Genomic DNA, 13,222 nt, shown 5'->3' with positions numbered 1-13,222 from the left:
CTTTGCTGAAAGCTGCTTGCGATGCTGCGTGCCCCACTGCCCCTTGTTTCCGCCCTGCTGCTGGCGGGTTTGCTGGTTGGCTGCTCCAGCACCACAGTTGATAAAACGGCAGGCTGGAGTCCCAATCGCATCCACTCGGAAGCCCAGGACGAAATGAACAGCGGGGCGTATGACAAGGCCGTTCCTCTGCTGGAAAAGCTGGAAGGCCGCGCGGCAGGCACGCCACTGGCACAGCAGGCCCAGATTGACAAAGCCTATGCCCACTACAAGGCGGGCGAAAAGGCGCAAGCCGTCGCAACGCTGGACCGCTTCATGAAGCTGCACCCTGCCAGCCCTGCATTGGACTATGCGCTGTACCTGAAGGGCCTGGTCAACTTCAACGACAACTTGGGTCTGTTCTCATTTATCTCGCGCCAGGATCTATCAGAGCGTGACCAAAAGGCGGCGAAAGATTCATTTGAAGCATTCAGCGAACTGGTCACACGCTTTCCTGAGTCCCGTTATGCGCAGGACTCGCGCCAGCGCATGACCTACATCGTCAACTCGCTGGCCCAATATGAAGTGCATGTGGCGCGGTACTACTTCCAGCGTGGCGCCTATGTGGCTGCCATCAATCGCGCGCAGGTCGCATTGGCGGACTACCAGGGCGTGCCCGCTCTGGAAGAGGCGTTGTACATCCTGATCCAGTCGTACGACGCGCTCGGAATGACCCAGCTGCGGGACGATGCACGCCGCGTGATGGACAAGTCCTACCCTCAAAGCGCCTATCTGAATGGCGGCGTCAAAGGCAAGTCGGATCCGTGGTGGAAGGTTTGGTAAGCGCCATCAGCGCAGACTGAAACTCTTCGGGCGATTCCAGCCTGCGCATGGGGGGCAAAGCTGCCAGCAAGCGCTTGCCGTAGCCCATAGTGATGAGGCGCGTGTCGCCCACCACCAAAATACCCCGATCCGCTTCATGCCGGATCAAACGCCCGGCACCTTGCTTGAGTGCCACCGCCGCCTCTGGCAGAGCGTAGGCAGTGAACGCTTTGCCACCAGCCATTTCGATGTGTTGGGTGCGAGCCTCCACCAATGGATCTCCCGGGGGCGGAAAAGGCAGCTTGTCGATAACCACCAGTTGCAGAGCATCGCCTGGCACATCAAACCCCTCCCAGAAGGAAGCCGAAGCCACCAGCACGCAACCCTGCCGCCCGTGCGATGCCCCCTCGCGAAAACGCTCCATCAGGCGCCGCTTGGGCCACTCGCCCTGCACCAGCACCTCCAGCGTGCCTGAAGCCTGCCAACGTGCTTTGAGTGCGTCGCCAATGGTGCGCAAGGCCTTGAGCGTGGTGGTCAGCACCAGCGTGCGCCCGCCCAGCGGCTCGGCGGCCAGTGCAACCCAGTCAGCCACGCTACGGCTGTGGGACGGATCTGCAGGCGACGGCAACTGGCGCGGCACATACAAAGCCGCCTGTCGCGCATAGTCGAAGGGGCTGGCCACCCGAAGGACGCGAGCATCCGTGAGCCCAGCTCGTTCGGTGAACCAGGTCAACGCCTCGTCCGCACCGAGGGTCGCAGAGGTGAAAATCCACGCCCTGCCGGCGTTTGCGCCAGGCTCCTCGGGCCAAGCTTCGCCGTCCGAGGTTTCAGCGGGCGACGCCAGAATCCGGGTGCGCATGGCGTCTGCAATGTCCAACGGGGACTCGATCAGGCGCAACTGGTTGCCCACATCGAGCCAACGCACCGCATCGGCCTGGCACGGGCCTGAAAACCTGGCCAGCCGGGCCAATAGTGCACTGCCCCGTTCGTACAGGCGCTCCAGATCGGGGGACATTTCGCTCACGGTGTCCAGGGCCTCCAGCGCCTGTGCACACGCCAAGGCCAGTGCGCGCAGCGCGGACTGCCATACGGCGCCCGAGACACCTTCGGGAGCCTCCTCTGTCCAGCGCAATCTGCCCCCTCCCGAAATGCCATTCAGTCCCTGGAAAGCAGCGGTGCCCACGACCAGACGGAGGTCCCGTGCAGACAACTCCAGAAGCTGCGCCAGGCCTGTCCAGTCAGCCAGACCGCGCGCATGCTGCAGCCCGGCTATCAAAAGGTCACGGGCAAAGTCCAACCATTGCCCCGTGGAAATCTGCATACCCAAAAACTGCACGCCAGTCTCATTGATCTGGTGGGCCTCATCAAAAACGACCACACGCACCGTCGGCAGCAACTCGGCCATGCCTGACTCGCGTACCGCCACATCCGCAAAGAACAGATGGTGATTGATGACCACGATGTCAGCCGCCAACGCCTCGCGCCGCGCCCGATGAACATGGCATTCCCGAAAGCGCGGGCAGGAAGACCCCAGGCAGTTCTCACGCGTCGAGGTGACCAGGGGGATCACGGGCGATCGCTCGTCCAACCCTGTCAGCTCGGCCAGATCGCCGGATACGGTCTGGCGCGACCAATCCTCCACCTTGGCCAGCACACGGGCGACGCCTCGGTCCAAGGCCTGGGCATCCTGCCGTGCGTGCTCCATTCGGTGCAGGCACAAGTAACTGGCGCGCCCCTTGAGCAGGGCCATGCGAACGGGCAGCCCCAGGATGTGCGCCAAGCGGGGCAGATCGCGGGCGAACAACTGGTCTTGCAAGGCCTTGGTGGCCGTAGACAACAGCACCCGCTCGCCACTCAGCAAGGCCGGCACCAGGTAGGCAAAGGTCTTGCCCACTCCGGTGCCTGCCTCCACCACCAGCGCCCCTCCCTCTGTAATGGTCTGGGCCACCGCAATGGCCATCTGGGTCTGACCGTCACGCGGTTGAAAATGCCCATCAGCCCTCGCCAGCACACCATCGGGGGCAAACACCTCGGGCACCATGGCCTCCAGTGACATCACGCGGGCTCTTGCGGTTGAAGTTGCCGCTCCAGCCGCTCCATCGCGTCACGCAACACGAGTCGGCGCTTTTTGAGACGGCGCAGGGTGAGTTCGTCGGGTGCCGCTTCGGGCTTACACCGGTCGATGAGTGCGTCGAGATCGGCATGTTCCATGCGCAGCTCGATCAACTGACGGTGGGGAGAGTGCAGGCTGGGTTTCAAGGCAGGAGGCCATGGGCATGGCAAAAATGCCACAGGCGGGCGGATAATACGCGCTTGGCCCGCTTTCCACGACAGGCGTTCGCGTAGGCGCCCCCACAATCTGCAGCATGACCAAAGCGTTTCGCCTCATCGCCTCCACCGGCATCCACAAGGGTGACCGCGAATACCAGCAAGACCAGGTGGCCCTGATCTCCCACGAGCGGCACAACGGCTGCGTTCTGGGTGTGGTTGCCGACGGGATGGGCGGCCGCAGCGGGGGGCGCAAAGCATCAGACCAGGTCATGATGACAGCACGGCAACTGTTCGAGCGGTACTCGCCCGACACCGATGACCCGGTGGCAATGCTCAAGAACATGGTTGAAGAGGCCCACATCGTTATCCGGTTGACGGCCATATCGGCAGAGCAGGAACCTCACAGCACCATCGCTGCGTTTCTCATCAATCCCCGGGGCGACTGCCATTGGGTGCATGCGGGCGACTCGCGCATCTACCACTTTCAAGGCTCACGGCTGGCATTCCGCACCAGCGACCACTCCTATGTGCAAGCCCTGGTGGACCGGGGTGAGCTGACGGAAGCAGAGGCTAACAACCATCCTCATTCCAACATTCTGGTGGGTTGCCTGGGCACAGAGAGCGATCCGCCCATCACCACCCACGTCATTCCCCAACTTCAGCCGGGCGATGTCTTGCTGGCCTGCAGCGATGGGGTCTGGCACTACTTTTCTCCCACCGAACTGGCATCGGTGGTCGATTCGCTGTCGCCCCGCGAAGCGACGGAGTTCCTGATTGAAAAAGCCCGCTCCCGGGCACGCGGAGGCGGCGACAACCTGTCGCTGGTGGTCGTCAAGATCGAAGCCCTGGCCGAAGAGAAAAAGATTGCGCGCCTGACGCCGCTGGACACGGGTCGGCCCTGAGGGCCTTGTCTGCACCACCCATCGGTGTATCGACGGGTGAACGCGAACCCATCGAGCAACCAGCAGGTAGTCGCCGCTACCCTATCGTCAACCACTCAGCCACTGATTGCTTGGCTCGAGGCCCTTCCAAACTCAGCGAGGCGCAGAAGTAGCAGGCGCTGGCAAGGGCGCTGCAGGCTTGCGGCCCTGAGCCAGGGCATCAGCTTGAGATTTTTCGACCCGCGCGCGGCGCTCCTCCGCCGCTTGGAGCGCCTGGGTATGTTTGGCACGCGATTGGGCAGCGCGCTCGGCAGTCCCCGCAGCGCGGGCCGCCTGTTCACTGGCCTGAACCTGGGCACGGCTATTTTGTTGCTGCGCGCGTTGGTGTGCGTCCTGGTCCCGCTGTGCCTTGGCAACATCCGGATCGGCGGATGGCTTGCGAACTTGCGCGTCAGCGCGTTTGCTCGCTGGCGGTACGGCCATTTGCTTGTCTTCAATGGCCCGCAGGCGCTCCGCCGCTTTCTCCCTGCGCTCGGCATCGTTGAGTTCAATTTCCTGCGCACGCAATCGGTCGTGGGACTCCCGTGCCTTGGCACGCACGCTGCGCAAGCAATCCTCCACGGCAAAACGTTGGTAGCACACCGCCTCATCCTGCTGCCGCCGGGCCGTCAGTGCCTCGCGCTCCATTTTGATTCGGTCACGCTCCACTTTGCGATGTGCAGCGGTCGACGCGGATGCGGCATCTACTTCTACCCCCGTCGCGGCCCGGGCCGGGGCTACCAGCACAGGCAGTATTGAGCAAGCCAGCGCCAGCACTACCGCCAAAAAGCGACCACCGGTCTTGTTCATGTCAACCCCGTATCCACCATGCGGCGCTCCAGCGCCAGAAACTCCTTGGACTGCATCTCGTTGAGCCGGGACACTGTGCGCGGAAACTCGTGAGCCAAAGGCCCTTCGGTATACAACTGCTCGGGCGGTACAGCCGCCGACAGGATGAGTTTGACCCGGCGGTCGTACAGCACATCCACCAGCCAGGTAAAGCGCCGCGCAGGCGACGCCATGCTCACAGGCATGTAAGGAACATCGGACAGCAACACCGTGTGGAACTGCGTCGCAATTTCCAGGTAGTCGTTTTGCGACCGAGGACCACCACACAGTGTCTTGAAGTCAAACCACACCACCCCGCCAGCCTTGCGGCGGGCGCGAATTTCGCGCGCCTCGATATGCAGCACGGGGTCTTCATCGTGCACTTCAGCGAGTTGGTCGAACGCCTGGTTCATCTCGGCATCCGCCTCTGCGCCTAGTGGCGTGTGATACAGCTTTACGTGCTCCAGCGTACGCCGGCGGTAATCGGTGCCATTGTCCACATTGACCACCTCCAGCCGCTCGTTGAGGAGTGCAATGGCGGGCAAGATGCGGTCCCGATGCAAGCCACCGGGGTAAAGGTCGTCAGGCTTGAAATTGGAAGTGGTCACGAAGCCGACGCCGTTGTCGAACAACGCCACCAGCAATCGGTGCAGGATCATCGCGTCCGTGATGTCCGCCACATGAAACTCATCAAAACAGATGAGCTTGTAGCGCTTGGCAATGCGCTCGCCCAACATATCCAGCGGATTGACCGTGCCCTGAAGGGCCGCCAGTTCGCGATGCACCTCACGCATGAATTCGTGAAAGTGCAAGCGCACCTTTCGCTTCAGGGGAACAGCGTCAAAAAAGCACTCCATCAAAAAGCTCTTGCCGCGCCCCACCCCGCCATACATGTAGACACCGCGGGGAATCTCCGGGCGGTTGATCAGCTTCTTGATCGCGTTGGAGCGCCGAGCCTTGTACTGGGCCCACTCGTCAGCACAGCGCTGCAGGGCTTCCACTGCTCGCAGCTGGGCGGGGTCGCTTTGATAGCCTTTGGCGGCCAGCTCGGCCAGGTAAGCCTGTTTGACGGTCACTTTGCGGTTGCTCTGATACTACAAAATTGATAGCTGCAAGCGCATGTTAATCATGCGCTTGCAGCCGATTGAGACCCAATATCAGAAGTTCAGCGTGCGCTTATCCACCGCCAGCGCTGCTTCCTTGGTGGCCTCGCTCAAGCTGGGGTGCGCATGGCAAATGCGTGCGATGTCTTCGCTGCTGGCCTTGAACTCCATGGCCACAACGGCCTCGGAGATCAGCTCGCTGGCCTGTGGGCCCACGATGTGCACACCCAGGATCTCGTCGGTCTCGGCATCCGCCAGCATCTTGACCATGCCGGTGGTGTCGCCCAGCGCACGTGCGCGGCCATTGGCCAGGAACGGGAAGCTGCCCGCCTTGTACTTGACCCCATCGGCCTTGAGCTGCTGCTCAGTGCGGCCCACCCAGGCGATCTCGGGGCTGGTGTAGATGACCCAGGGGATGGTGTTGAAGTTGACATGACCATGCTGGCCGGCAATGCGCTCGGCCACGGCAACGCCCTCTTCCTCGGCCTTGTGGGCAAGCATGGGGCCGCGCACCACGTCGCCCACCGCCCAGACGCCGGGCAGATTGGTCTTGCAGTCAGCATCCACCACAATGGCGCCGCGCTCGTCGAGCTGCAGGCCCACCGCTTCGGTGTTCAGGCCAATGGTGTTGGGCACGCGGCCGATGGAGACGATGAGCTTGTCCACGTCCAGCGACTGGGCTTCGCCCTTGGCGTTGGTGTAGGCAATGCTCACACCCTTTTTGCCGGTCTTGATCTCGCCGACCTTCACGCCCAGCTCGATCTTCAGGCCCTGCTTGTCGAAGGCCTTCTTGGCTTCCTTGGCGATCTGCTCATCCACCGCGCCCAGGAAAGTGGGCAGACCTTCGAGGATGGTGACTTCAGCGCCCAGGCGGCGCCAGACCGAGCCCATTTCCAGGCCGATCACGCCCGAGCCGATGAGGCCGAGCTTCTTGGGCACTGCGCCAACGCGCAGCGCACCGTCGTTGGACAGCACCAGTTCTTCGTCGAACGGCGTGCCGGGCAGCGCACGGGCGTTGGAGCCGGTGGCGATGATGATCTGCTTACCGGTAAGCGTCTCTTCAGCGGCACCTGCCACCTTGATCTCGTAGCCGCCTTCGGCAGCCTTCACGAACGAGCCACGGCCGTGGAAGAAGCTAACCTTGTTCTTCTTGAACAGGTACAGGATGCCATCGTTGTTCTGCTTCACGACGGTGTCCTTGCGGGCGATCATCTTGGCCACGTCCATCTTGACGCCGGTGGCTGTGATGCCATGGTCGGCAAAGTGCTTGTTGGCGTGCTCGAAATGCTCGGACGACTGCAGCAGCGCCTTGGAGGGGATGCAGCCAACGTTGGTGCAGGTGCCACCGGGTGCGGGGCCGCCCTTCTCGTTCTTCCACTCGTCGATACAGGCAACGTTGAAGCCCAGCTGGGCGGCGCGGATGGCGGCGATGTAGCCGCCGGGGCCACCACCGATGACGATCACATCAAATTGTTTGCTCATGGGAAATCTCGTTCAGTCAGTTGGAGAAAGACCCACCGGCGGGCAGGACCAGAGGCCGGGCCACGCGGGTGGGTCGATGGAGTCAGGGGATCAGATGTCGAACAGCAGGCGCGATGGGTCTTCCAGCGCGTCCTTCATCGCCACCAAGCCCAGCACGGCTTCGCGGCCGTCGATGATGCGGTGGTCATAGGACATGGCCAGGTAGTTCATCGGGCGGATCACGATCTGGCCGTTTTCGACCACGGCGCGGTCCTTGGTGGCGTGCACGCCCAGAATGGCCGACTGGGGCGGGTTGATGATGGGGGTGGACAGCATGGAGCCGAACGTGCCGCCATTGGAGATGGAGAACGTACCACCGGTCATTTCTTCAATGCCCAGCTTCCCTTCGGCAGCCTTCTTGCCGAACTCGGCAATCTTCTTCTCGATGTCGGCGAAGCTCATCTGGTCTGCATTGCGCAGGATGGGCACCACCAGACCACGGGGCGAGCCCACGGCGATACCAATGTCGAAGTAGCCGTGGTAGACGATGTCGTTGCCGTCCACCGAGGCGTTCAGCACGGGGTACTTCTTGAGGGCATGCACAGCAGCCTTCACGAAGAAGGACATGAAGCCCAGCTTGGTGCCGTGCTCCTTGGTGAAGCTGTCCTGGAACTTCTTGCGCAGGTCCATCACCGGAGCCATGTTCACTTCGTTGAACGTGGTCAGGATGGCGTTGGTCGATTGCGACTGCAGCAGACGCTCGGCCACGCGGGCACGCAGGCGGCTCATGGGTACGCGCTGCTCGGGGCGGCCGCTCAGGTCTTCCTTGCCAGCGGGTGCTGCCACCTGGGGCAGTGTCTTGGAGGGCACACCGGTGGGGATCACGCTGGGGGCTGCCACGGCAGCCTTGGCGCCACCGGCCACAGCGGCCAGCACATCACCCTTGGTCACACGGCCATCCTTGCCCGAACCGGCCACGGCCGACACAGACAGGTTGTTGTCGGCGAGCAGCTTGGCGGCGGCAGGCATGGCCACATCGCCCTTAGAGCCACCGGCAGCGGCAGCGGCAGGAGCAGCAACAGGTGCTGCGGCGGCAACAGGAGCTGCTGCTGCCGGAGCAGGAGCCGCGGCACCAGCCTTGCCTTCGGTGTCGATCTTGGCGATGAGCTGGTCGGCAACCACCGTGGCGCCGTCGCCCTGGATGATTTCAGCCAGCACGCCAGCGGACGGTGCGGGCACTTCGAGCACAACCTTGTCGGTTTCGATCTCGATCAGGATCTCGTCCACGGCCACGGCCTCACCGGCCTTTTTCTTCCAGGTCAGCATGGTGGCTTCGGCCACGGATTCGGACAGCTGGGGGACTTTGACTTCTACGATAGCCATATCAATTCTTTCGGAATGGGGTTTTGTTCTGTTGTCGGGTCGCAGCTGGCCTTACTTGGTCAGGACAAAACCCTTGAGCTTGGCAAACGCGCCGTCCACCAGCGCCTTTTGTTGTTCCTGGTGCAGGTGCGAGTAACCCACGGCTGGCGATGCCGAAGCAGCGCGGCCGGAGTAGCCCAGCTTCTGGCCTTCGAGCATGTTCTCGTGGATGTAGTGCTGCACGAAGAACCAGGCACCCTGGTTTTGCGGCTCGTCCTGGCACCACACCACGTCGGTAGCGTTGGGGTACTTCTTCAGTTCAGCGGCAAACGCCTTGTGCGGGAAGGGGTACAACTGCTCGACGCGCAGGATCACCACATCGTCGGCTTCCTTCTCTGCGCGCTTCTTCACGAGGTCGTAGTAAACCTTGCCAGAGCATGCGATCACGCGCTTGACCTTGGCAGCCTTCTTGACGATGGCTTCATCCTGCTCGGGAATCACCGTCTGGAAGCTGCCCTTGGTGAACTCGGACAGCGGCGAGGTCGCATCCTTGTTACGCAGCAGCGACTTGGGCGTCATGATGATCAGCGGCTTGCGCAGATCACGCACCATCTGGCGACGCAGCACGTGGAAGATCTGGCTGGCCGTAGTGGGTTGCACGATCTGCATGTTGGCGTCGGCAGCCAATTGCATGAAGCGCTCCAGGCGGGCAGAGCTGTGCTCCGGGCCCTGGCCTTCGTAGCCGTGGGGCAGCATCAGGGTGATGCCGTTTACCCGGCCCCACTTCACTTCGCCGGAGGCGATGAACTGGTCGATCACCACTTGGGCGCCATTGGCGAAGTCGCCGAACTGCGCTTCCCAGATCACCAGTGTGTTGGGGTCGTTCGACGCATAGCCGTACTCGAAGCCCAGGACGGCCTCTTCGGACAGGATGGAGTCGATCACAACAAATGGGGCCTGGTTGTCGGCCACGTTCTGCAGCGGCACGTAGGTACCAATGTCCCACTTCTCGCGCTTTTGGTCATGGATCACGGCGTGGCGGTGCGTGAACGTGCCGCGGCCGCAGTCTTCACCGGACAGGCGCACGGGATAGCCGCTGGCCACCAGCGAGGCAAATGCCATGTGCTCACCCATGCCCCAATCCACAGGGATGTCACCACGGCCCATGGCCGCGCGGTCGTCATACACCTTCTTCACCAACTGATGCGGCGTCACGCTCTCGGGGATGGTGGTGATCTTCTCAGCCAGGCGCTTCCACTCGGCCAGAGGAATAGCCGTGTCTCCAGCATCAGTCCACTTTTTGCCCAGGAACGGGCTCCAGTCCACCGCGTACTTGCTCTTGAAGTTGGTCAGCACGGGATCGACCGTGTGCTTGCCCGCATCCATAGCAGCGCGGTAGGCCTTAACCATGTCGTCGCCCAGTGACTCGCCCAGACCCTGCGCCGCCAGCTTATCGGCGTACAGCTTGCGTGTGCCGGGGTGTGCGCCGATCTTCTTGTACATCAGCGGCTGCGTCAGAGCCGGGGTGTCCTGCTCGTTGTGGCCCAGCTTGCGGAAGCAGATGATGTCCACCACCACGTCTTTCTTGAACTCCATGCGGAACTCAAGCGCGAGCTGAGTGGCCAAGACCACGGCTTCCGGATCATCACCGTTCACGTGCAGTACGGGCGACTCGATCATCTTGACGATGTCGGTGCAGTACAGCGTGGAGCGGGTGTCACGTGGATCAGACGTGGTGAAGCCGATCTGGTTGTTGATGATGATGTGCACCGTACCACCCGTGTAGTAGCCACGGGTCTGGGCCAGCGCCAGAGTTTCCTGATTGACACCTTGGCCTGCAAAGGCTGCGTCACCGTGCACCAGCACTGGCAAAACCTGCTTGCCGTGTGGATCGGCACGGCGGTCCATTCGAGCACGCACAGAGCCTTCGACCACGGGGTTCACGATTTCCAGGTGCGAGGGGTTGAATGCCAGCGACAGGTGAACCGGGCCGCCGGGGGTCGTCACATCCGAGCTGAAGCCCTGGTGGTACTTCACGTCACCCGCAGGCAGGTCTTCGGGAGCGGTGTGATCGAACTCAGCGAACAGGTCCTTGGGCATCTTGCCCAGCGAGTTGACCAGCACGTTCAGGCGGCCGCGGTGGGCCATGCCGATCACGATTTCTTGTACGCCCTTGGCGCCTGCAGATTGGATGAGTTCATCCATCGCAGCAATAAAGCTTTCGCCGCCTTCCAACGAAAAGCGCTTCTGCCCCACGTACTTGGTGTGCAGGAAGCGCTCCAGCCCTTCAGCAGCCGTCAGGCGGTCAAGGATTTGTTTTTTCTTGTCAGTACCAAAGCTGGGCTTGCTGCGGATCTTTTCCAGCTTCTCCTGCCACCAGCGCTTCTGGTTCTGGTCGGTGGCGTACATGTATTCAGCGCCGATGGAGCCACAGTAGGTCTCACGCAGCGCGTTGATAAGTTCACGCAACGTCATCGACTCTTTGCCGAAGAACGTGTTGCTGGTGTTGAACACCGTTTCCTGATCAGCGTCGCTGAAACCGTAGAACGAAGGCTCCAGTTCAGGAATTGCGGGACGCTCTGTGCGCTTGAGCGGATCCAGATCGGCCCAGCGCTGACCCACATTGCGGTAAGCGGCGATCAGCTGCTGAACGGCGGTACGCTTGCGGCCCAGTTCAGAGTCGGCGCCCGTCGCAACCACAACCTTGGTGCCGCCTTGCTTGGCACGCTCGGCAAAGGCATTGATGACAGGCAGATGGGGAACGTCTTTGGCGTTGCTGCCATCCACGGCGGGGACATGCTGCAGCGCGTCAAAGTACTCGCGCCACGTATCTGGCACGCTACCGGGATTGGCGAGATAGTTCTCGTACATCTCTTCGACATAGGGCGCATTGCCGCCGAAGAGGTAGGTGTTGCCTTGGTAGGCTTGATAGACGGATGTCGTATCGCTCATATTCCGCTGACCTCCGCTTTCCTTGGGAAAGCATTAGCTGGTTGAGAAACCTTCCGCGACACGGCTGAACCGGTTGGCGGATGCGACTGTGGCTGGGGAAGGGCCTTGGTACGGGCGCCATTGTGCCACCGAACCGAAGCCCACCCCCAAAAAGTGGATCCAGACCATCGCCGCACAGCACAAGAAGCTGCGCCGATCAGCGCCTCGCGTACATTCCGGGTATCCCATTGCAAACCCCACTCCATGCCGCATCAACACCTCCAGGACAAAGCCTTTTTGCTGCTGCTCACCCTCGTCACCGTCGCGTTCGGTGCGATCCTGTGGCAGTTTCACGGAGCCGTTTTCTGGGGCGTCATCCTCGCCATTCTTTTTGCCCCACTGCACCGCAAACTGCTGCGAAAAATGCCCAAGCGGCCCACGCTTGCGGCCTTATGCACACTCGGTTTGTGCCTTGTGGTGGTGATCTTGCCGATGACGGCCATCACGGTGTCGCTCATTCAGGAAGCCACCGCAATCTACGAGCGGGTGCGCTCAGGCCAAATCAATTTTGGGCTGTACCTGCAGCAGGTCATTGCTGCACTGCCAGCTTGGGCTGCAGGCCTGCTTGACCGCCTCCAACTGACCAGCGTAGGCGAGTTGCAGCAAAAGCTCTCGTCCTTCGCGGTACAGGCCAGTCAATTCGTTGCGACACAGGCGCTGAGCATCGGTCAAAACACCCTGGAGTTCATTGTCAGCTTCGGCATCATGTTGTACCTGTTGTTCTTCCTGCTGCGAGACGGAGCCAGTCTGGCACAGCGTATCGGGCAGGCCACCCCCCTGGAAGAAGCGCACAAGCGCCAGCTGGTCGGTAAATTCACGACCGTGATCCGGGCCACGGTCAAAGGCAACATTGTGGTGGCGGCTTCTCAGGGCGCGCTGGGCGGCATGATTTTCTGGATCTTGGGCATCCAGGGACCGGTGCTGTGGGGGGTGCTCATGGCCTTCCTGTCCCTTTTGCCAGCCGTGGGCGCCGGGCTGATCTGGGTGCCTGTGGCCATCTACTTTCTGGCAACAGGCGCTGTGTGGCAAGGCGTGGTGCTGACTGCATTCGGCATCTGCGTGATCGGACTCGTGGACAACATCTTGCGCCCCATACTGGTAGGCAAAGACACCAAGATGCCCGACTACATCGTGCTGATCTCTACCCTGGGCGGCATGGCCTTGTTCGGACTCACGGGCTTTGTGATCGGTCCAGTGATAGCTGCACTGTTCATGGCCAGCTGGGACCTTTTTTCACCACCGCCGGAGGCGGACGCACCCACCCGGTGATCCCCCCGCCTCGGCCACGTGTACCAGTCAGGGGGCATCGATGGTCTTTTACTGGCGCTTTAAATGGCCGCAAAAAACAAAAGCCTCCCAAGGGAGGCTTTTGGCTGAAAACACATTCAATGATGCGCTTTGAATCGGGTGGTAGGACGTACAAGATTCGAACTTGTGACCAACGGATTAAAAGTCCGCTGCTCTACCAACTGAGCTAACGTCCCGACC

Annotated in this window: 10 protein-coding genes and 1 tRNA gene; 3 read left to right on the top strand and 8 right to left on the bottom strand. The window is 61.6% G+C overall.

Annotated features, from left to right (window positions below):
* Positions 1–21: 21 nt before the first annotated feature.
* Positions 22–819: an outer membrane protein assembly factor BamD gene (locus tag ACTJKQ_RS02995; RefSeq protein ID WP_440595950.1), complete on the top strand. Its 798-nt coding sequence runs from the start codon at positions 22–24 to the stop codon at positions 817–819.
* Here ACTJKQ_RS02995 and ACTJKQ_RS02990 read toward each other — a convergent pair.
* Both ACTJKQ_RS02990 and ACTJKQ_RS02985 read right to left on the bottom strand, forming a co-directional pair.
* Positions 782–2,854 carry an ATP-dependent DNA helicase gene (locus tag ACTJKQ_RS02990; protein ID WP_440595949.1) on the bottom strand — a complete coding sequence of 691 codons (2,073 nt, stop codon included), beginning with the start codon at positions 2,852–2,854 and terminating at the stop codon, positions 782–784. The two genes, ACTJKQ_RS02995 and ACTJKQ_RS02990, sit on opposite strands and share 38 nt — an antisense overlap.
* Positions 2,854–3,057: a YdcH family protein gene (locus ACTJKQ_RS02985; RefSeq protein ID WP_108499247.1), complete on the bottom strand. Its 204-nt coding sequence runs from the start codon at positions 3,055–3,057 to the stop codon at positions 2,854–2,856. Before ACTJKQ_RS02985 ends, ACTJKQ_RS02990 begins: the two co-directional genes overlap by 1 nt.
* Positions 3,058–3,164: 107 nt before the next feature.
* Between ACTJKQ_RS02985 and ACTJKQ_RS02980 the strand changes: the two genes are divergently transcribed.
* Complete coding sequence (locus ACTJKQ_RS02980) at positions 3,165–3,971, top strand: PP2C family protein-serine/threonine phosphatase (RefSeq protein WP_056063373.1); 807 nt, start codon at positions 3,165–3,167, stop codon at positions 3,969–3,971.
* A 132-nt stretch (positions 3,972–4,103) separates the two neighbouring features.
* Here the strand turns inward: ACTJKQ_RS02980 and ACTJKQ_RS02975 are convergent, their stop codons facing one another.
* From ACTJKQ_RS02975 to ACTJKQ_RS02955, 5 genes are all read right to left on the bottom strand, one after another.
* Positions 4,104–4,799, bottom strand: a complete 696-nt coding sequence (locus ACTJKQ_RS02975; RefSeq protein ID WP_440595948.1) for a hypothetical protein — start codon at positions 4,797–4,799, stop codon at positions 4,104–4,106.
* Positions 4,796–5,893, bottom strand: coding sequence for a cell division protein ZapE (gene zapE, locus ACTJKQ_RS02970; RefSeq protein WP_440595947.1), 1,098 nt, complete (start codon positions 5,891–5,893; stop codon positions 4,796–4,798). Before zapE ends, ACTJKQ_RS02975 begins: the two co-directional genes overlap by 4 nt.
* Positions 5,894–5,974: 81 nt before the next feature.
* Entirely contained in the window at positions 5,975–7,402 is a 1,428-nt protein-coding gene (gene lpdA / locus ACTJKQ_RS02965; protein ID WP_056744454.1) for a dihydrolipoyl dehydrogenase, read from the bottom strand.
* A gap of 90 nt (positions 7,403–7,492) precedes the next feature.
* On the bottom strand, positions 7,493–8,764 hold the full coding sequence (odhB, locus tag ACTJKQ_RS02960) for a 2-oxoglutarate dehydrogenase complex dihydrolipoyllysine-residue succinyltransferase (RefSeq protein ID WP_288850492.1): 1,272 nt from the start codon (positions 8,762–8,764) through the stop codon (positions 7,493–7,495).
* A gap of 51 nt (positions 8,765–8,815) precedes the next feature.
* Entirely contained in the window at positions 8,816–11,695 is a 2,880-nt protein-coding gene (locus ACTJKQ_RS02955) for a 2-oxoglutarate dehydrogenase E1 component (RefSeq protein ID WP_288850493.1), read from the bottom strand.
* A gap of 243 nt (positions 11,696–11,938) precedes the next feature.
* On the opposite strand from ACTJKQ_RS02955, the gene ACTJKQ_RS02950 reads away from it, so the two are divergent.
* Positions 11,939–13,003 (top strand): AI-2E family transporter, encoded by a 1,065-nt coding sequence (locus ACTJKQ_RS02950; RefSeq protein WP_108499244.1) that lies wholly within the window; start codon positions 11,939–11,941, stop codon positions 13,001–13,003.
* Positions 13,004–13,142: 139 nt separating this feature from the next.
* Here ACTJKQ_RS02950 and ACTJKQ_RS02945 read toward each other — a convergent pair.
* Positions 13,143–13,218: transfer RNA gene (locus ACTJKQ_RS02945), tRNA-Lys, on the bottom strand.
* Positions 13,219–13,222: the final 4 nt, after the last annotated feature.

The sequence above is a fragment of the Acidovorax sp. 22279 genome (genome assembly GCF_052045435.1).
Lineage (GTDB): Bacteria > Pseudomonadota > Gammaproteobacteria > Burkholderiales > Burkholderiaceae_C > Acidovorax > Acidovorax delafieldii.
Note: the sequence above shows the minus strand (reverse complement) of the source record. Positions and strands in the feature narration are given on the sequence as shown.